Here is a 19,080-nt window from a genome sequence, read left to right on the forward strand (position 1 = left end):
GTATTTGAACCTCCTTAATTTGCCAATGTGGATACTTGTGTTACGTTCGGTAAGGCTTGTAACTCATTTGTTAAAGATTCATCGAACATTTGGTCAACCTCAATAACCATGAGCGCCATCTTGCCCTTTTCTTTTCGTCCAACTTCCATATGGGCGATATTCATCCCTTGTGAAGCAATGACATTAGACACACTTGCAATGACGCCTGAACGGTCATCATGTACTACGAGCAATGCTGGAAAATGGCCTGATAAGCGCAATGGAAAGCCATTTAACTCGGTCACTTCCATCGTTCCACCGCCAATTGAAATTCCGACGAGTTCCATTTGCCCTTTGCTATCGCCAATAATAATCTTCGCTGTATTCGGATGATCAGCTTCTTCTTCCTCTGGTATGAACTCAAACGTCATGCCTAGAGCAGCTGCATCTTCAAATGAAGTCTTTATTCGTTCATCAAATGTATCGTAATCTAATAAACCACCAATGATCGCTACATCCGTTCCATGCCCTTTATACGTTTCTGCAAATGATCCATAGAGATGGATTTTTGCCCATTCTGGCTGTCTACCGAATAGATCCCTGGCAACACGGCCAATTCTAGCGGCACCTGCAGTATGGGATGACGATGGTCCAATCATAACTGGTCCAATAATTTCAAACACCGATCTATACTTCAATCAAACTACCCCCTTCTTACAAGCAAAGCGCTTTCATCCATTCTACAATAAAGTATTCATAAAGACAAAAAGAGAAAACAGGGCTGTTCGGCAATCATTAAACTTGATTACCAGTAACAGCCCTGTGATGCATGTAAAATCACTCAACAGAAAGAATATATGGATAAAGTGGTTGTTTCCCGTTATACAATTCGACTTCCGTATGACTATAAGTCGACTCGACATAAGTCGCCATCGCAGTCGCTTCGTCTTCAGATACACCTTCTCCATAGATGATCGTCACAATCTCATCGTCTTCATCAATCAACGATGCAAGCAATGTTTTCATGACACTTTCTAACGAAGGTTCAGAAATGATGATTTTATTGCCCGCAAGGCCCATGAAGTCATCTTTCTTAATGTCGATCCCATCAATGGATGTGTCCCGGATTGAATGGGTCACTTGACCAGTTTTCACACCGGAAGCTGCCGCTGTCATCGACTTCTCATTGTCTTGCACAGTCGCTTCAGGGTTAAAAGCAAGAATCGCCGCGAGACCTTCAGGAACCGATTTTGTTTCAACAACAGCTGCTTCAATGCCACACACTTCTGCAGCTTGTTTTGCAGCCATGATAATGTTTTTATTATTCGGTAAAATAATGACGCGTTCAGCTTGTACATCTTTTATCGCTTTAACGATATCTTCAGTAGAAGGATTCATCGTTTGTCCACCTTCTATAACTGCGGACGCACCGATGCTCTTTAACAATTGTGCAATCCCTGAACCCATCGCAACCGTAACGAGGGCATACGGGTGTGCAACTGTTTCGTTTTTAGCAGAATGATCTGCCCCGACGATATCAATATGCTGTTGGCGCATATTCTCGATTTTAATGTTAATGAGTGAACCGTATTGTTGGGCATAATTCATTGCATCACCAGGTTGTTCTGTATGGATATGTACTTTCGCAATTTCATCATCTGAAATGACGAGCAATGAATCACCAAACTGACTGAGGTCTTGTCGGAAATCAGTTTCTACAAATGGCTTATTCACAGTCTTTTCCTCTTCGAATTTCACCATGAATTCCGTACAATATCCGAACTCAATATCTTCGGTATTCATGAAGCCTTGCACACCACGATGATGCTCAGCATTCACTAATTCATCCATTGAATCGACCACAATACGTTCTGGTAGCGCTTCCCCTTTTAAACATGCGAGGAATCCTTCATACACGTACACGAGTCCTTGGCCACCACTATCTACGACACCTACCTCTTTTAAAACAGGCAATAAATCAGGCGTCCGTTTTAATGAAGCCTTAGACTCCTCTACGACCGCTTCCATTACGACAATCAAATCATCTGTCGTTTTAGCCACTTCCACACCTTTGTTGGCAGCATCCTTCGCAACAGTCAAAATCGTCCCTTCAACCGGCTTCATGACAGCTTTGTATGCCGTTTGAACACCAAATTCCAAGGACTCAGCAAATTTTACACTTGTCAGCTTGTCTTCAGATTCAACAGCTTTCCCGAAACCACGGAATAACTGAGAAAGGATGACACCTGAGTTTCCACGTGCACCCATTAACAATCCTTTAGATAATGCTTGTGCAGTCTTACCAATATGTTCAGAAACATTCGCTGCAGTCTCTTTCGCACCGGATGTCATCGACAAGTTCATATTTGTTCCTGTATCACCATCGGGTACTGGAAACACGTTTAGTGAATCGACATAGTCTGCGTTTTGATGAAGATGATGTGCACCCATCTTTACCATATCCGCAAATGTAACACCATCAATAAATTTCATTGATCTGTTTTCCTCCTTCTATCAGTTCGTCACCCGAACTCCTTGAACAAATACATTCACTGAAGCCACTGTTAACGATAAGATCTTTTTCAATGTATACATGACTTTGGATTGCACTTGGTATGCAACCTCTGAGATTTTTGTGCCATATCCTACGATGACATACATATCAATATGTGTCTCATCCCCAATATTTCGCACAATGACCCCTTTTGCATAATTCTCTTTTCCAAGGATATCAGTAAGACCATCCCGAATCTGATGCCGTGAAGCCATGCCGACAATTCCGTAACATTCGATTGTCGCCTCTCCTACCACTTGGGCTATGACGTCATTCGTAATATCTATCGTACCGTAATCGTTTTTTAACTCAATGGACATGAAACTTCCCCTCCTGCAACCGTAATCATACCAACATTGTACTATACACAAGGGCCGATGAAAAGCGGAAGTCGCCGGGAAGCTCCGACAAGCGCTGGAGGGATTGAAACAAAAGGCGCTTTTCCCTTTTGTCTTCAAGACCGAAGCGACTCGAGGAGCTTGCGACTGGAGCTGGATCAATGAAAAGTGGAAGATGGCGTTTAGCTGCGACTGGCATAAGACAGAACTGCGAAACGGCGCTCTTTGCCGTGCAGCAGGAATGGCTTATGACCCGAGCAGCTGCCATCTGGAGTCTGGATCAATGAAAAGCGGAAGAAGCCGTTTAGCTCCGACAAGCGCTGGAGGGATTGAAACAAAAGGCGCTTTTCCCTTTTGTCTTCAAGACCGAAGCGACTCGACGAGCTGGCGACTGGAGCTGGATCAATGAAAAGCGGAAGATGGCGTTTAGCTGCGACTGGCATAAGACAAAACTGCGAAACGGCGCTCTTTGCCGTGCAGCAGGAATGGCTTATGACCCGAGCAGCTGCCATCTGGAGTCTAGCCCGATGAAAAGCGGAAGTCGCCGGGAAGCTCCGACAAGCGCTGGAGGGATTGAATTTAATCGGTGTTATTACGTGAACAACGACAAATTCTTCAAATCTAACGCACATTCAATCATGTAAAGGCAATTCACTTGAAAGCAGCACGAAAAAAGGTTGCAAGCCCTTATTTCCTGTGATAAAGTATTATGGTATGCGAATTAGATAGTGAATCGCTTAATCAATATTAGCGAGGAGGTCATAAAAATGGCTAAAGAATGTGCAATTACTGGTCGCAAAGCACGTGCGGGTAACGCTCGTTCACACGCAATGAATGCTAACAGACGTACTTGGGGAGCAAACCTTCAAAAAGTCCGTATTCTTGTTAATGGTAAACCTAAACGTGTTTGGGTTTCTACAAGAGCACTCAAATCAGGTAAAGTACAACGCGTTTAATGAACATGAAAAAAATGACCACTACAGAATTCGTTGGACTGCTTGAAATGACAGTAGATGTCTCTTTTCAAAAAAATCCAATGACGTAATGTGTGGGTCATTCATGTAATGCGATAGTTATGTACGAACCGACTATACTTCAAAAGAAATGAAACGCCAGGCCGAATTCTTCAGCCTGACGTTTTTTCTTTTTTCTTTTTTCTGTTCCGTTGACTCGCTGTTGCAGACGCCTGGCTTTTCGACTTATCATCTTTCTGAAACACAACCATGCACTTACGGACAAAGCTACTGAGAAACTTCGGCATTGTAAACGTATAAACTCGCAATTCCCTGGCTCCTTTCAGGAATCTGAACTCCTTACCATTAAACATATGCCTTGGCGGAATGAGATAGTACAAACTTCTGCAATTGGTTCATTGCTTGTGAATCTTGTCATTCCCATTTCCAATGTCGCATTGACAGTCTCATACTTAAAGCCTGTTAACGTCAATCCCTCAACAGTCCGACCATACGAGAAAAATGACATATAAGGAAGTTCATCTTTTCTCTTCACCCTATGCACGCCAGGACGATAAAATGACAGTTCGTTTACACGATTACGAACAGAAAACCTAATTCCTTCATTTTGCTGTTGCATTCGATACATGAGGTGCATGGCCGATTCAAAATGATCCAATCTTCCACCTGTCACCCCAATTAAAACAATTTCTTCAGGAGCATAGGCAATCGCTCTTTCCACTGCCAACTCTGTATCCGTTTCGTCTTTTTCAGCTTGAAACGTACCAACCTGTTCAACAACTGTTGCAATCTCCTGAAATTCCTCTGCATTTACAGAATCAAAATCTCCAACTGCTTCGATAGGGATAATACCGTTCCGTACAAGTTGAAGCGCACCTCGATCGACTCCGATAAAAATCGTTTCTGCACGCGCAAATTGCTGAAAATCAGGTAATTCTTCCCGAGGCCCCCCTGCACAAACGACGACCCTCTTCATCAGCCGATTACACTTTCCCCAGCAGTTTTGATGCGCTGTAAGGCTTCCGCACGATCTTCTGCATTATAAATTGCCGAGCCTGCAACAAAGATGGTTGCACCTGCTTCAACACAAGGAACGATTGTCTCCTCATTAATACCACCATCAATTTCTATTTCGATAGATAGTTCTCTTTCCTTAATAATCGCAGCAAGTTGACGGACTTTTGGGAGCACCGAGTGAATGAATTGCTGACCACCAAATCCGGGATTGACAGTCATAAATAAAACCATATCAATGTCTTCCAAGATATGCAGTATATGTTCCACAGGCGTATGTGGATTCAAAACTACGCCAGGTTTAACACCGAAAGAACGGATTAGCTGAATAGTACGGTGTAGATGTCTGCACGCTTCCACGTGAACTGTAATATAATCAGCACCCGCTTTTGCAAACTGCTCAATGTATGCATCCGGATTTTCAATCATTAGATGGACGTCAAGTGGTAATGTAGTAACTGGTCTTAATGCCTCTACAACAATCGGCCCCATCGTAATATTGGGAACGAAATGACCATCCATTACATCGATATGGATCAATTCTGCTCCTGCTTTTTCTACTTCTACGACTTCCTGAGCAAGCTTCGAAAAATTAGCTGCTAAAATGGACGGTGCAATTTTAATCATATTATGAATACCTCGGCTTTCGGTCAGTGATTTCTTGTAAAAATTGAACATAGTTGTCATATCGGGAACGAAGGATTTCTCCACTTTCCACTTTCGCTTTCACAGCACATCCCGGCTCTTTCATATGCATGCATCCTCTGAATTTACAAGCATGTGCACTGCTGGCCATCTCAATGAAATAGTCCTTCAGTTCTTCTTTTTCGATATGATCAAAATCAAGTGAACTGAAGCCAGGTGTATCTGCAATAAGACCTCCTGCCACTTCGATTAGCTCCACATGTCGCGTCGTATGTTTACCTCGCCCTAACGCTTCTGAAATGGCACCAGTTTTGAGCGCAAGTTCAGGAATCAGCGTATTTAATAAAGTAGACTTACCAACCCCTGATTGCCCAGCCAACACACTTGTTTTTTCAGTTACGAAGGGTTGCAACACGTCAAACAATGTAGCATCTTCAATAAAGGTCTGTATGATGTCATAGCCAATCGATTGATAGTAGTTGAGTGCTTCATTCGTTTGTAGCAGGCTTTCGTTATCCGCAATGTCCTTTTTTGTAGTGCATATAATCGGTTGAATGCCATAGGATTCAATGACAACAAGGAATCTGTCCAGCAAATGGAGACTGAAATCAGGTTCAACGATGGAAAAGACGAGCAACGCTTGGTCGATGTTTGAAACCGGTGGACGAACTAATTCATTCTTTCTTTCATGCACTTCAGTAATTGTAGCATCATTTGCTCCATCCGTGACAATCGTCACAAAATCCCCGACGAGCGGCGAGATACCACGATTCCGAAAGACACCTCGTCCTTTACACTGAATGAGTTCCCCATCTATTTCTACATAGTAGAAACCACTAATTGCTTTTCTAATTTGACCTTTTGGCATCCAATCCCTCTTCCTTAATCGATATCTTCGTAATTGATTGTTTCCTCTGCGATTTTAATATCATCCCTAAAGATCATATAACCGCCACGTTGACCTTCTTCCAATTCAATTGTTATTTTCTTCTTTGTATCTTCAATGATTTTAAATTCGTCTGCTGGATCTGTCATGGAATTGTTCAGGTCTTGTATATAGATTTTTATCACTTGAGGCACTGGCTCAGAGTCGCTATCCTCTTCTTCTGAACCTTCTTTTTGTTCATATGGAATTTCAATCGTACGGACTGCATATTTCACCAGTTTCTTTTCAGGTCCTTTCGACAATGCAACTTCAATTGTTGCGCCGATTTCCAAATTGGTATTTACGGATGGTTTTTGCCAAATGACATGCCCTTCTTCCACTGTATCATGGTGTTCCGCTTTCACAATTTTAATGGTGAATCCTGATTCTCTTTCATACGCTTTCAGTTCATCCTCTGTGTAATTCCTCAGATCAGCTACTGAACGTTTCTCTTTGCCCATGCTCACTTTAAAAACAATAGCTGTCTCTTCAGGAACAATATTCGTTCCGGCTACGGGGCTTTGTTCCACAATCCGTCCAACCGGTTCTTCGGAGTAGACAGGCTGAGGATCAATCGATTTAAAGTTGAAGCCTTGAAGGATACTTTCAATATCGTCATAATCCCTATTTACATAGTCATCCAATTCAATCGTTTCTTTCCCTTTACTCACATAGAGCGTAACAGAGGAGCCGACTTCCCTCATTTTCTCAGCTTCCGGAATTGTTCTAAATACCTGACCTGCTACAAATTCATCTGAATAATCTTCAATCTTTTCATTTACAACGAAGCCTTTGTCTTCTAATGCAGAAGCTGCTTCCACTTCATCCATGCCGACAACGTTCGGAACCACTTCTTTTTTCGGACCTAACAAACCTGGCAAAAAGACAATAAGCAGGGCGATTACCAATAAGGCAGAAAGGACCCCAACGATGATCGGCCATTTCTTCCTCTTCTTTTTAGGCACTTCAACAGGTGTCGGATTGACAGGTTCAATCACTTTCGTTTTTTCGTATTCCTCTGTAGGTTTAAGATCTGTTATGACTGGGATTGCTTTTGTTTTATCATCATCAAAAGGTACAGTGAATTTTTCTTCATGTTGCCTTTCTGGCAATAAGACGGTTAACAGATCATCGTACATTTCATCCGCTGACTGATAGCGATATGTAGCATCTTTCGCAGTAGCTTTTAATATGACATTCTCCACACTTTGGGGAATGTTTGGAAACGTTAAACGAACCGACGGTGTCTCTTCTTGAAGATGCTTCAGTGCAATGGCAACAGCTGTTTCAGCAGAAAATGGCAGCTTGCCAGTCAGTAATTCATAAAAAACAATCCCTAACGAATAAATATCCGATTTTTTTGTCGCCATACCGCCGCGCGCTTGTTCTGGAGATAAATAATGGACTGTTCCAATGACAGAGTTCGTCTTTGTATGGGATGTTGCACTTAACGCCATCGCAATGCCAAAGTCCGTAATTTTCACATCTCCGTCTGTATCCATTAAAATATTTTGCGGTTTTATGTCGCGGTGGATAATTCCATTGTGATGGGCATTTGCAATTGCCGAAACTAATTGCCTCATAATGCTGACTGCCTGTTCAGGATTCAACGGACCATTTGTATGAATGAATTTCTTTAATGTCTGGCCCTCGATATATTCCATCACAAAGTAATGAAGCTCCTCATCCTCACCGACATCGAAAATATTGACGATATGTGGATGTGTCAAACTCGTTGCTGATAACGCTTCACGTTGAAATCTTTTTTTCATATCTTGCTCATTGACAAAATCATAGTTTAATACTTTAATGGCTACATCCCGACCCAAAATGATATCATGCGCCAAATAGACTTTGGACATGCCACCTTCGCCGATTCCTCTAATAACTTCGTACCGGCCACCAATTCTCTTACCAATCATTGTGTACTCACCTCCACCTTTGAAGGTCCGGCCAATATGACGGAAATATTATCTTCGCCACCCATTTCGTTGGCAAGCTCAATCATTTTGACCGCTTTACTATGGAGGTCTCCATCACTTCTAACAATTGCATGAAGTTGTTCATTTGTCACTTTGTTACTCAATCCATCTGTGCAGATTAACAAGTAGGTATTGTCTTGTAAATCTAATTGATAAAAATCCGGTGATATCGTTCTTTCTGAACCAATTGCTCGCATAATCCAATTGCGCTGAGGATGATTCGCTGCTTCTTGTTCGGTGATTTCACCAGAATCCAACAAAACATTTACAAATGAATGATCTTTCGTCACTTGGACAATTGCAGACTCTGTAATTGTATAGACCCGACTATCCCCAATATGTGTCACAAGCCCTTTGTTACCATGCATGAGAACTGCATCCAAAGTGGTTCCCATTCCTTTGAAGTCTACATCGTTTTCTGCCGTTTCAAAAATCGTTCGATTAATGTCTAACACCGCTTCTTGAAGCCATTCGTTCCAATCTTCATGTGTCATGTCGATTGGATTTTCCACTTTCAAGAATAGCTCGCCAAGCATACGGACAGCGGTGGAACTGGCATAATCCCCACCACGATGCCCACCCATTCCATCCGCAATGACCGCTAATATGGGGCCTTCTTCTATCGTAAAAACTGCTGCACTATCTTCATTGACCGTACGTTTCTTCCCTATGTCCGACAGCACTTCGAATTGCACCACTCATTCCCCCCTTTTTAAGGTGCTGCACATTACTTTTTCTCGAATGCAGCTACAAAAAAACCGTCTCCACCAAAATGTTGTGGCAATACTTGCAACAAATGATTGTTCACTTTTACAGCTTCAATTTCCTTAAATGTCTCCAATGGTAGTAACGATACATCATCATGTTTCGCGAGGAACTTTTGCACCATGCCCTCATTTTCATCATAGTCGACCGTACAAGTACTATAGACGACTACGCCCCCTCTTTTCACTAAACGATAAGCCGTTTCAAGAAGCTCTTCTTGAATAGTGGTAAGCGCATGGATGTCCTTTTCAGTCTTGTTATATTTTATTTCCGGCTTTCGTCGGATGACTCCTAAACCACTGCAAGGTGCGTCAACAAGAATTCGATCGAACGATTCTGGTTCATATACTTCATCCAACTTACGGCTATCTCCACTTTTTGTATGAATGGATTGGATGCCTAGCCGTTTTGCATTTGATTCGATAAGCGTCAGTTTATGATCATGTAAATCATGTGCGTAGATTTCCCCACGATCACCCATTTTTTCTGCGATGAACGTCGTTTTACCACCAGGGGCTGCGCACATATCGAGCACTTTCATATCAGGTCGCACATCAAGTGCAAGCACGGGTAACATGGAGCTTTCATCTTGAATGGATAGGAGTCCGTTTGTGTACGCTTCCGTGTTCGCCAAGCTACCTGAAGGTGATTGAATACTTTCTGGAATAATTTCACCTTTCTTCACTTCAACACCTTCACGAGCTAATGCTGCAATCGCATCAGGTACATTCCCTTTAAGTGTATTCACTCTTGCTGTCATACGGGCGGGATGATTGTTTTCATGGGCCATTGCCAACGCTTCGTCTCTCCCGTACTGCTCTATCCAGCGACGGATCAGCCACGTCGGATGACTTGTCTCAATTGACATTCTTTCCACTTCATCCGTTATTTCCTCGATTGGTCGGACACCTTCTCGCAACACTGACCGTAATATACCGTTCACTGTAGGTGCGATTCTTTTATGTCCCCGTCTTTTTGCAATTTCCACAGCTTCATGAACAACGGCATGAGGCGGGATCTTTGTCAAATAAACAATTTGATAGATGGACAGCCGCAACAATTCACGAACCCAATGATCCAATTTCCCTCTCACAAACGGTTCCAAATAGTAATCCAACGTTATCCGGTGTTGCAATGTACCATATGTCAATTCAGTGAGTAAGCCACGATCTTTCGAATCAATATTGTATTTCTTGATCGTGCGGTTGAGCAGTAAATTACTGTATGCCTGATTTTCGTGGATTTCCAGTAAAATTGATAACGCGGCATCCCGTACATTACCGTTCCAGATTTTCTTTTTGTTCATCATTCGAATGTATTCCCTTCAACCCACTTGGCGCCTACACCATTCATGAATTCTTCAGCAGTTAGTCGCTTTTTACCTGCAGGCTGTAACTCTGTAATAGCAATCGCTACGTCATCACCCGTTTTGATTATCAGTTTGTCCTTTAACCGTTTAACAATCTCACCTGGAGCTTTCCCTTCGACATCCGTTTGCATGTCCATTTTTTCAGCAGACCAAATTTTCACATTGTCCCCTTGGAAAACAGAGTATGCACCTGGCCACGGATATAATCCTCTAATCTGATTGTAAATCTCTACGCCGCTTCGGTTCCAATCAATTCGTTCTTGTTCCCTTGAAATATTGCTTGCAAATGTGACACGTTGCTCATCTTGAGGAATCCGGTCATTCGTACCGTTAATAATTGAAGGCAATGTATCTTTCAATAACTTCGTGCCTGCCACTGATAACTTTTCAAATAAGAGTCCTGTGTGGTCTTTTTCTTCGATTGGTACGGTCACTTGGGAAATAATGTCCCCCGCATCCAATTTTTCTACCATATACATGATTGTCACACCAGTTTCGATTTCACCATCCATCACTGCTTGATGGATTGGCGCACCACCTCGATATTTTGGCAATAATGAAGCATGTACATTGACACAACCTAAGCGTGGAGCATCTAGCAATTCTTTCGGTAGAATTTGTCCATAAGCAGCGGTAACGATCAAATCTGGCTGCATTCGAATGATTGAATCCAGCTCAGCTGATTTTCGCAGTTTTTCAGGTTGCAGTACGGGTAACCCTAACCGAAGTGCTTCTTGTTTGACAGGCGGTGGAGTAAGTACCCGTTTCCTTCCGACAGGTCGATCAGGTTGGGTGACGACCGCAATGACGTCATATCCATCATTATGGAGCATCGTCAAGACAGGTACCGAAAAATCCGGTGTCCCCATAAATACGATTTTAGTCATTCAACTCATCCTCTCCATCAACCGATTCGAACTCAGAAGGATCGACAATACGTTTAATTTTCGAATCAAAAAGGATACCATCCAAATGATCGATTTCATGTAAAATCGCTCGCGCTTCGTAATCTTCTGCTTCTAACTCATAAAGTGAGCCATCACGCTCTTGTGCTTCGATGCGTACAAAAAACGGCCGTTCCACTTCCCCATATAATCCTGGAAAGCTTAAGCAGCCTTCTACTTCAATCTCAGATCCTCCGACCGCTGTCACGACTGGGTTAACCATTTCGATGACCGGATCTCCTTCGCCCATATCCACAATTGCGACGCGGACCAATTCACCGATTTGTGGAGCAGCTAAACCGATCCCATCAGCAGCGATCATCGTTTCGTGCATATCGTCAAGTAGCTCTCCAAGTTTTTCATCGAACGTATCGACTTCCTTACATCTTTGCATCAATAACGGAGATGGTGTTTCTACAATTTTTCGTATTGCCATGTAAATTCCTCATTTCTATGCTGTTTAATAAATCGTAGAAGGGTCGACGTCGACAGACATGAGTAACCCTTCTTTTATCCAGTCTGTTCTGTACATTTTTATCAGTTGCTGAAGTGTATCGATCAGTTTCGGTTCTTTTTTGTATTTTATCAAACATTGGTAACGATATCTATTGTTCACGCGACTGATTGCCGCAGCTGCAGGACCGATGACAATTGTTTCTGGTGAAAGGGAACCTTTTAAAAAAGTTGTCCCTTTATCTGCAAACGCAACGACTTTCATTAAATCTTCATGAGAAAATTGGATTAATGTAATGTAAAAGAAAGGCGGGTAGCCGTATTGCTTCCTTGCTGTCATCTCCAATTGATAGAACGGTTCATAGTGCTGTGATTTTGACAATTCAATAGCGTAATGTTCAGGAGAATACGTTTGGATGAACACTTCTCCTGCTAGTTCATGCCGTCCAGCACGTCCGCTTACTTGCGTCATTAACTGGAACGTTTTTTCAGCTGCACGGAAATCAGCGAGATGCAAAGTTGTATCCGCTGCGAGTACACCGACTAAAGTGATATTTGGAAAGTCCAACCCTTTTGCAATCATTTGAGTGCCGAGTAAAATATCCGCTTTCCCTTCACTAAATTGGCGTAAAATCCTTTCATGTGCGCCCTTTTGCCGCGTTGTATCCACGTCCATCCGTAAGACGCGGGCGGTAGGAAAAAGCTTTGCAATCTCTTCTTCTGCTTTTTGAGTACCTGTACCAAAGAAACGGATATGTTCGCTTTCGCATTGGGGACAAACGAGCGGAACTTTCTCTTCATGCCCACAATAGTGACATTTTAATGACTCGTTCGCACGATGGTAGGTCAATGAAATATCACAGTTCGGACACTCGACCACCGTGCCGCAATCCCTGCATAATACGAAAGAAGAGAAGCCGCGTTTATTAAGAAACAGGACGATCTGCTCGTTCTTCTCCAAACGGATATGCATGGCATCCGCTAATTGTCTAGAAAACATTGAACGGTTTCCCTCTTTCAGTTCTTCTCGCATATCAACAACTGAAACGGCAGGCAATTGTTGGTTCTTTGCTCTCTTAGACAATTGCAATAATGTATAAACTCCTTTTGAGGCCCTAGCGTACGACTCCAAAGAAGGTGTTGCACTTCCTAGGACAACGGGACAATGAAAGGATTCCGACCTCCAGATCGCAACATCTCTCGCATGGTAACGAGGAGTGTCTTCTTGCTTATAAGTGGATTCGTGTTCTTCATCTAATATGATGATGCCGACATTTTCAAACGGAGCAAAAATAGCAGATCGTGCGCCAACTACTACCTTTACTTCTTTCCGATGAATTTTTCGCCATTCATCGTATTTTTCTCCAGCTGACAATCCGCTATGCATAACGGCTACAAGACCTCCAAAACGAGCTTGGAACCGCGCTGTCATTTGTGGTGTTAATGAAATCTCAGGTACAAGCACGATCGCTTCTTTCCCTTGTTTCAACACATGGCTGATTGCTTGTAAGTATACTTCCGTTTTACCACTTCCCGTAATACCATGGAGTAAAAATGTCTCTGCCTTGTTAGTAGTGGACGCAGCATTCACTTTATCCAGTGCTAGCTGTTGTTCCTCTGTCAGTTCATAGGGAATCTGTGCTTCTTGTAATTGGGATACACCCGGATCACGGTATGTTTCTTCATGACTTTCCGTTGCAGCCCCTTTTTCAATAACTGTCTTCAGTACTGCTTGTTGCACACCTGAAGCCTCGATGACTTTACTGGCTTCCATTGATTTACCTGCATGGTCTTTCATCCACTGAATGAGTTGTATTTGTTTTTTTGCATTCGAAGGAATTGTATCGAGTAAAGATGCTAAAGTGGATGAATCCTCAATATGAATCATTCGCACTTTTTTTACTTTTGTCTGTTGGCTGACAGAATTGTCAACAGTGATTATTCCTTGTGCAACATAATTCTTAATCATTTTCAACAATGAGGAACTGGTTACTTGCTTCAGGGGAATTCGTGTACGACCTTGCATCAAGTTTCGAAGATCTTCATCAATGATCGCATCCGGCTCTACAATGGTTATGAATTTCTCATACTTTGCACGCATTGCTGCAGGCAGCATGACTTGTAATGCGTCAATTTCATAGGAAAGTGTTTCACGCGCAACTATCTTCGCAATTGCGAGGAGCTCAGTCGAAAGGACCGGTTCTAAGTCAAGCAATTCATCGATTGCCTTCATTTTACTATTGGCGAGGTCTGTTTCCTGCTTCAAACGTGTGACATAGCCTACGACTTTCCGGGGTCCGAATGGAACTTTCACTCTTGCTCCACACTCAATGACGGAACGCATTTCTTCCGGGACGACATAATCAAAAGGACGATCGATTGGATAAGCAGATACATCCACTATCACTTCAGCGATCATTGGTATGAAGTCCTTCTTCCTTTATGATCGTTTGAAGGAGAATCTTTGCTAATTCTCTTTTTTGCATCGCTTCAAATGCAATCGATTGTCCTGTATGTGTCAACAATGTTACTACGTTCGTATCATTTCCAAATCCACCGGCCGGATCGGTTACATCGTTAACAATTATGTAATCCAAATTCTTTTTGTTCAATTTTGATTGACCATATGCCAATGCATCATTCGTTTCCGCAGCGAAACCAACGAGCAATTGATTTTTTTTTCGCTCCCCAAGTGTTTTCAAAATATCTGTCGTACGGACGAGCTCAATTTGTGTCTCCCCGTCATTCTTCTTCATCTTTTGAGGATGCTGATCTTTCGGCTTATAGTCTGCCACAGCTGCTGACTTTATAACGATGGATGCATCCTCGTAATGCGTCAAGACAGCATCCAACATGTCAGCCGCACTTTCAACCGGAATTCTTTGTACGCCTGCTGGTACTGGCAAATCGACCGGCCCACTGATTAATACAGTTGTTGCCCCCATTGCAGCTGCAGCTTCCGCCATTGCGTAGCCCATTTTCCCACTTGAGAAATTGGATATGTATCGGACAGGGTCTATCCTTTCACGTGTCGGCCCGGCAGTTACGACAACTTTCTTCCCCTTTAACGGAAGATCAACTTTCTTTGCAAAGTGTTGTTTGAGTAATTCAACGATTTTTTCAGGTTCTTCCAGTCTGCCTTTGCCAACATATCCACACGCTAAAAAACCTTCTGCAGGCTCAATGAATTGATAACCGTCATCGTGCAATTGCTGAATGTTGCGCATGACTGATTTCTTCTCATACATGTGTACATTCATTGCCGGTGCAATCCATACCTCTGCAGTCGTAGCAAGCAATGTGGACGTCACCATATCATCTGCAATGCCATTTGCAATTTTCCCGATGGCATTGGCAGTTGCTGGAGCGACAATGACAAGATCCGCCCAATCCGCAAGATCAATATGTGCGATGACACGTGAATCCTTTTCATCAAACGTATCAAAATACACATCGTTACGAGAGAGGACTTGAAAAGAAAGTGGGGTAACAAATTCCATCGCTGATTTCGTCATGATTACTCTCACTTCCGCACCAGCTTGAGACAATTTACTTACGAGTGCAACGGCCTTATACACAGCAATTCCACCTGTCACACAGACAAGAATTTTTTTAGCTAACAACATACTCATCCTTTCTAGAAAATGCTTTGAGGACTTGTCCCCACACAAACTGCCATTTTGCCATCTTACATCAACTATACGATAAAAAACGAGAAACTCCCTGTGAAATTCTGTTTCAGAGGGAGTTTCACACAATTATGGCGAGATGCTTAGATTTCATCCTCGTAAACAATTGAAGCATCTTGTTGTTGTTTTGATAACGTACCCGCAGCGACTTCTTCCAATGCTTTACCGACATTTTTGTGCGATTTGTACGTGTGGAGCAATTCGTTTTTGCTTTCTTGCATCTCCCGTGCACGTTTCGCAGCAAGCGTTACGAGCGTGTATTTTGAATCAATTTTACTTTTTAATGAATCGACTGATGGATATAACATCTTTTATTCCCCTTCCAACATAAGTAAGTAGCGTTTTTCTACGCGTTCACGGCGACAATGTTCTGCAGTGACGATGGCATTGATGCGATCGCATGCTTTTGTCACTTCGTCATTTTCAACAACATAGTCATATAAGTTCATCATTTCAAGCTCATCGCGCGCCTTCAGGACACGGCTTGCGATGACATCTGCTTCCTCCGTCCCTCTGCCGACTAAACGGTCTTCAAGTTCAGACAAGCTAGGTGGAGCGAGGAAAATGAATAAGCCATCAGGTACCTTTTGGCGTACTTGCGCAGCGCCGACGACTTCTATTTCAAGAAAGACGTCCCTACCCGCATCAAGTGTCGCATTGACATAGTCGAGGGGCGTACCGTAGTAGTTCCCGACATACTCGGCATATTCTAATAGTTTCCCTTGTTCAATCAACCCTTCGAATTCGTCGCGCGACTTAAAAAAATAATCGACGCCATCCTGTTCACCTTCTCGCGGACTTCTCGTCGTCATCGATATCGAATATTCGTAGTTTGTATCCGGTTGTTGAAAGAGCTCTTTTCTGACTGTCCCTTTCCCTACACCGGAAGGACCGGACAGGACAATCAGGAGTCCACGTTGTTTGTACATGCAATCCCTCTTCTATATGTAGTTTTTCGCTAGTAATGGTTCCTTCATCATAGCAAACATTCTTATCATATTATAACATATCTACTCGTGAGAGTGCTAAAATGGAACAAAACGTTTGAAAGAGGAATATACAATGGCATTTGACGGATTATTCACGGCAGCAATCGTAGAAGAGCTGCAAAAATTAAAAAACGGACGCATTTCTAAAATACATCAACCCAATACACAAGAAGTCATTATGCTCGTTAGGGCTGGAAAAAACAACTGTAAACTTCTCTTTTCCACACACCCTTCGTATTCACGTGTACAGTTGACGGATGAAACAATTACGAATCCACCTGAACCTCCGATGTTTTGTATGGTGTTACGTAAACATCTCGAAGGAGGCCTGATCCAGTCTATCGAACAAGCGGGTAATGACCGAATTATCACCTTTAACATTCGGGCAAAGAATGAAATTGGCGACGATATTAATCGGCAGCTAGTCATTGAAATCATGGGGAGACATAGCAATATGATTCTCGTAGACCCTGACCGAAGCATGATCATCGATAGTATTAAACATTTACCGCCTTCAGTCAACAGCTACAGAACGATTATGCCTGGGCAGCCATTTATCCCTGCCCCGCATCAAGACAAAATGAATCCGTTTAATGTGGATGAAGCGACTTTTCTGCAACTGCATCCTACATTGAACAGTGCAAAAGATTTTGTGACGAAATTCTCAGGATTTTCACCTACTCATGGAGAAGAACTCGCTTATCGACTACATGACCGTGAACCACATGAGGCATTCTTGCGTTTCAAAGAATTTCTTGCTTCATTCAAAGATGGCGAACAGACTCCTTCAATCGCACAAGTTGGTACGAAGACAGTTTTCTCGGCTACTCAATTGACATATGCAGACCAAACCATTGCCACTTTTTCAACAGTGGGCGAACTGCTAGACAAAGTCTATTTTGCACGCGCTGAACGGGAGCGCGTAAAATCGCAAGCAGCAGACTTGGAACGTTGGTTGGACAATGAAGTGGCGAAATTGAAACTAAAAATGGAAAAACTATCAAAAGAGCAAAAAGCTGCCGAAAAGCTGGATACTTTCCAACTATACGGAGAGTTGTTGACAGCGAATAGCTACGCAATTCAAAAAGGCGATGTTGAAGCAATCGTTGACAATTACTACGAGGAAGGAACAACCGTTACGATTCCTCTTGATCCTCGGAAAACACCGATTGAGAATGCTCAACGGTATTACGCCCGCTATACAAAAGCGAAAAATGCGCTTATTATGATTGCCGAACAACTTCAAAAAGCACAAGAGGACATTGCGTATTTTGAAATGATCAAACAGCAAGTGTTACAAGCATCGCCAAATGATATCGACGAAATACGTGAAGAGTTAGCAGAATTAGGCTTCATGCGCGCAAGACGTGGAAAGAAAAAATTGAAACCGAAAAAACCATCACCTGAATCGTATGTTTCTTCATCGGGAATAGCGATTTCAGTCGGCAAAAATAATAAACAAAATGATTATTTGACATTCAAAATTGCATCTAGGGATCATGTATGGCTCCATACAAAGGATATTCCCGGATCACATGTTGTCATCCATGCAGCGAGTCCAGACGAACAGACAATTGAAGAAGCTGCTGTTCTTTCTGCCTACTTTAGTAAAGCAAGAGGGTCTTCTTCCGTTCCTGTTGATTTTACAGAAATCAGGCATGTGAAGAAGCCGAATGGCTCTAAACCCGGCTTTGTCATTTATTTTGAACAAAAGACATTGTTTGTTACCCCTGATGAAGATATCGTGCGGAAACTAAAGAAATAACAACACTTTCAAAAAAGGAGCTGCTCGAATCATAGTGATTCAAGCGCTCCTTTTTAGTATGAACTTATTTCAGCAATCCTGCTTTTAACTTCCCGTGCCAATCAAGCAGTTCAGCAATTGAACCTTCTGCTATGGCACCACTTTCTTTCGCGGCATCTGTCAACGCCGCAAAATTTGTTAGACTTTCATAACGTAAATCTGCTTCAGCAAATGCCTGATCTGCACTTTCGAGTTCATATGTAAAGATGGAAACGACACCTGTCACAGCAACTTCCTCTGAACGAAGTGCTTCAACTGCATTCAGGCTGCTCCCACCTGTAGAAATTAAATCTTCGATAATGATTGCTTTGTCTGTCGGATGTACTTTCCCTTCAATTTGACGGCTACGGCCATGTCCTTTCGCTTTTGAACGAATATACACCATAGGCAAACCAAGAATATCCGCAACCCATGCCGCATGTGGAATTCCAGCTGTTGCCGTACCAGCAATCAATGTTGTTTCAGGAAAATGTTCTTTTATAAGCTCGGCTAACCCTTCAGCAATCTTTTTACGCCCAATCGGGTCAGACATCGTCAATCGGTTATCACAATAGATAGGCGATTGAATACCTGACGCCCAAGTAAATGGATCCGCAGGGCTTAACTCAACCGCCCCAACTTCTAATAAAATTTTCGCAATCTCTTTTTTATTCATC

General features: G+C 42.6%; 20 protein-coding genes. 4 read left to right on the forward strand and 16 right to left on the reverse strand.

The genetic code is table 11. From position 1 onward, the window contains the following. Positions 1-14: 14 nt before the first annotated feature. The 3 genes from sdaAB to QT711_RS01405 all read right to left on the reverse strand — a co-directional run bounded on the left by sdaAB (position 15) and on the right by QT711_RS01405 (position 2,853). Positions 15-677, reverse strand: a complete 663-nt coding sequence (gene sdaAB / locus QT711_RS01395) for an L-serine ammonia-lyase, iron-sulfur-dependent subunit beta (protein ID WP_317941696.1) — start codon at positions 675-677, stop codon at positions 15-17. Positions 678-816: 139 nt separating this feature from the next. After that, entirely contained in the window at positions 817-2,472 is a 1,656-nt protein-coding gene (locus QT711_RS01400; protein WP_317941697.1) for a DAK2 domain-containing protein, read from the reverse strand. A gap of 21 nt (positions 2,473-2,493) precedes the next feature. Further along, complete coding sequence (locus tag QT711_RS01405; protein ID WP_317941698.1) at positions 2,494-2,853, reverse strand: Asp23/Gls24 family envelope stress response protein; 360 nt, start codon at positions 2,851-2,853, stop codon at positions 2,494-2,496. A gap of 128 nt (positions 2,854-2,981) precedes the next feature. On the opposite strand from QT711_RS01405, the gene QT711_RS01410 reads away from it, so the two are divergent. The 3 genes from QT711_RS01410 to rpmB all read left to right on the forward strand — a co-directional run bounded on the left by QT711_RS01410 (position 2,982) and on the right by rpmB (position 3,827). After that, positions 2,982-3,158 carry a hypothetical protein gene (locus tag QT711_RS01410; protein ID WP_317941699.1) on the forward strand — a complete coding sequence of 59 codons (177 nt, stop codon included), beginning with the start codon at positions 2,982-2,984 and terminating at the stop codon, positions 3,156-3,158. A gap of 67 nt (positions 3,159-3,225) precedes the next feature. Further along, positions 3,226-3,402, forward strand: coding sequence for a hypothetical protein (locus tag QT711_RS01415; protein WP_317941700.1), 177 nt, complete (start codon positions 3,226-3,228; stop codon positions 3,400-3,402). 236 nt (positions 3,403-3,638) lie between these two features. After that, positions 3,639-3,827, forward strand: a complete 189-nt coding sequence (gene rpmB, locus QT711_RS01420) for a 50S ribosomal protein L28 (protein WP_317941701.1) — start codon at positions 3,639-3,641, stop codon at positions 3,825-3,827. Between the two features lie 340 nt (positions 3,828-4,167). Here rpmB and QT711_RS01425 read toward each other — a convergent pair whose 3' ends face one another. From QT711_RS01425 to gmk, 12 genes are all read right to left on the reverse strand, one after another. Continuing rightward, a complete protein-coding gene (locus QT711_RS01425) occupies positions 4,168-4,821 on the reverse strand; it encodes a thiamine diphosphokinase (protein ID WP_317941702.1) in 654 nt (217 codons plus the stop codon). Then, positions 4,821-5,486, reverse strand: coding sequence for a ribulose-phosphate 3-epimerase (rpe, locus tag QT711_RS01430; protein WP_317941703.1), 666 nt, complete (start codon positions 5,484-5,486; stop codon positions 4,821-4,823). The genes QT711_RS01425 and rpe overlap by 1 nt, the downstream gene beginning before the upstream one ends. A gap of 1 nt (position 5,487) precedes the next feature. Beyond that, positions 5,488-6,372 (reverse strand): ribosome small subunit-dependent GTPase A, encoded by an 885-nt coding sequence (rsgA, locus tag QT711_RS01435; RefSeq protein WP_317941704.1) that lies wholly within the window; start codon positions 6,370-6,372, stop codon positions 5,488-5,490. A gap of 14 nt (positions 6,373-6,386) precedes the next feature. Continuing rightward, positions 6,387-8,351 (reverse strand): Stk1 family PASTA domain-containing Ser/Thr kinase, encoded by a 1,965-nt coding sequence (pknB, locus tag QT711_RS01440; RefSeq protein ID WP_317941705.1) that lies wholly within the window; start codon positions 8,349-8,351, stop codon positions 6,387-6,389. Next, entirely contained in the window at positions 8,348-9,109 is a 762-nt protein-coding gene (locus QT711_RS01445; RefSeq protein WP_317941706.1) for a Stp1/IreP family PP2C-type Ser/Thr phosphatase, read from the reverse strand. The genes pknB and QT711_RS01445 overlap by 4 nt, the downstream gene beginning before the upstream one ends. A 29-nt stretch (positions 9,110-9,138) precedes the next feature. Next, positions 9,139-10,482: a 16S rRNA (cytosine(967)-C(5))-methyltransferase RsmB gene (gene rsmB / locus QT711_RS01450; RefSeq protein ID WP_317941945.1), complete on the reverse strand. Its 1,344-nt coding sequence runs from the start codon at positions 10,480-10,482 to the stop codon at positions 9,139-9,141. After that, positions 10,482-11,432: a methionyl-tRNA formyltransferase gene (gene fmt, locus QT711_RS01455; RefSeq protein WP_317941707.1), complete on the reverse strand. Its 951-nt coding sequence runs from the start codon at positions 11,430-11,432 to the stop codon at positions 10,482-10,484. The genes rsmB and fmt overlap by 1 nt, the downstream gene beginning before the upstream one ends. Next, positions 11,425-11,925, reverse strand: a complete 501-nt coding sequence (def, locus tag QT711_RS01460; RefSeq protein ID WP_317941708.1) for a peptide deformylase — start codon at positions 11,923-11,925, stop codon at positions 11,425-11,427. The genes fmt and def overlap by 8 nt, the downstream gene beginning before the upstream one ends. A gap of 24 nt (positions 11,926-11,949) precedes the next feature. After that, positions 11,950-14,361 (reverse strand): primosomal protein N', encoded by a 2,412-nt coding sequence (gene priA, locus QT711_RS01465; RefSeq protein ID WP_317941709.1) that lies wholly within the window; start codon positions 14,359-14,361, stop codon positions 11,950-11,952. Then, entirely contained in the window at positions 14,351-15,568 is a 1,218-nt protein-coding gene (gene coaBC, locus QT711_RS01470; protein ID WP_317941946.1) for a bifunctional phosphopantothenoylcysteine decarboxylase/phosphopantothenate--cysteine ligase CoaBC, read from the reverse strand. The genes priA and coaBC overlap by 11 nt, the downstream gene beginning before the upstream one ends. A 146-nt stretch (positions 15,569-15,714) precedes the next feature. After that, positions 15,715-15,939 carry a DNA-directed RNA polymerase subunit omega gene (rpoZ, locus tag QT711_RS01475; RefSeq protein WP_317941710.1) on the reverse strand — a complete coding sequence of 75 codons (225 nt, stop codon included), beginning with the start codon at positions 15,937-15,939 and terminating at the stop codon, positions 15,715-15,717. A 3-nt stretch (positions 15,940-15,942) separates the two neighbouring features. After that, on the reverse strand, positions 15,943-16,560 hold the full coding sequence (gene gmk / locus QT711_RS01480) for a guanylate kinase (RefSeq protein WP_317941711.1): 618 nt from the start codon (positions 16,558-16,560) through the stop codon (positions 15,943-15,945). A 133-nt stretch (positions 16,561-16,693) separates the two neighbouring features. Between gmk and QT711_RS01485 the strand changes: the two genes are divergently transcribed. Beyond that, entirely contained in the window at positions 16,694-18,385 is a 1,692-nt protein-coding gene (locus tag QT711_RS01485) for an Rqc2 family fibronectin-binding protein (RefSeq protein ID WP_317941712.1), read from the forward strand. Positions 18,386-18,449: 64 nt separating this feature from the next. Here QT711_RS01485 and pyrE read toward each other — a convergent pair whose 3' ends face one another. Continuing rightward, positions 18,450-19,079 carry an orotate phosphoribosyltransferase gene (gene pyrE / locus QT711_RS01490; RefSeq protein WP_317941713.1) on the reverse strand — a complete coding sequence of 210 codons (630 nt, stop codon included), beginning with the start codon at positions 19,077-19,079 and terminating at the stop codon, positions 18,450-18,452. Between the last annotated feature and the right edge of the window lies 1 nt (position 19,080).

The sequence above is a fragment of the Sporosarcina saromensis genome, from assembly GCF_033253735.1.
GTDB classification, from domain to species: domain Bacteria; phylum Bacillota; class Bacilli; order Bacillales_A; family Planococcaceae; genus Sporosarcina; species Sporosarcina saromensis.

What these genes read in the sequence shown, in the direction of transcription:
- QT711_RS01400 (WP_317941697.1), bottom strand. Translation starts at nt 2,472, where the DNA reads ATGAAATTTATTGATGGTGTTACATTTGCGGATATGGTAAAGATGGGT.
- QT711_RS01405 (WP_317941698.1), bottom strand. Translation starts at nt 2,853, where the DNA reads ATGTCCATTGAGTTAAAAAACGATTACGGTACGATAGATATTACGAAT.
- rpmB (WP_317941701.1), top strand. Translation starts at nt 3,639, where the DNA reads ATGGCTAAAGAATGTGCAATTACTGGTCGCAAAGCACGTGCGGGTAAC.
- QT711_RS01425 (WP_317941702.1), bottom strand. Translation starts at nt 4,821, where the DNA reads ATGAAGAGGGTCGTCGTTTGTGCAGGGGGGCCTCGGGAAGAATTACCT.
- rpe (WP_317941703.1), bottom strand. Translation starts at nt 5,486, where the DNA reads ATGATTAAAATTGCACCGTCCATTTTAGCAGCTAATTTTTCGAAGCTT.
- rsgA (WP_317941704.1), bottom strand. Translation starts at nt 6,372, where the DNA reads ATGCCAAAAGGTCAAATTAGAAAAGCAATTAGTGGTTTCTACTATGTA.
- pknB (WP_317941705.1), bottom strand. Translation starts at nt 8,351, where the DNA reads ATGATTGGTAAGAGAATTGGTGGCCGGTACGAAGTTATTAGAGGAATC.
- rsmB (WP_317941945.1), bottom strand. Translation starts at nt 10,482, where the DNA reads ATGAACAAAAAGAAAATCTGGAACGGTAATGTACGGGATGCCGCGTTA.
- fmt (WP_317941707.1), bottom strand. Translation starts at nt 11,432, where the DNA reads ATGACTAAAATCGTATTTATGGGGACACCGGATTTTTCGGTACCTGTC.
- def (WP_317941708.1), bottom strand. Translation starts at nt 11,925, where the DNA reads ATGGCAATACGAAAAATTGTAGAAACACCATCTCCGTTATTGATGCAA.
- priA (WP_317941709.1), bottom strand. Translation starts at nt 14,361, where the DNA reads ATGATCGCTGAAGTGATAGTGGATGTATCTGCTTATCCAATCGATCGT.
- coaBC (WP_317941946.1), bottom strand. Translation starts at nt 15,568, where the DNA reads ATGTTGTTAGCTAAAAAAATTCTTGTCTGTGTGACAGGTGGAATTGCT.
- rpoZ (WP_317941710.1), bottom strand. Translation starts at nt 15,939, where the DNA reads ATGTTATATCCATCAGTCGATTCATTAAAAAGTAAAATTGATTCAAAA.
- gmk (WP_317941711.1), bottom strand. Translation starts at nt 16,560, where the DNA reads ATGTACAAACAACGTGGACTCCTGATTGTCCTGTCCGGTCCTTCCGGT.
- QT711_RS01485 (WP_317941712.1), top strand. Translation starts at nt 16,694, where the DNA reads ATGGCATTTGACGGATTATTCACGGCAGCAATCGTAGAAGAGCTGCAA.
- pyrE (WP_317941713.1), bottom strand. Translation starts at nt 19,079, where the DNA reads ATGAATAAAAAAGAGATTGCGAAAATTTTATTAGAAGTTGGGGCGGTT.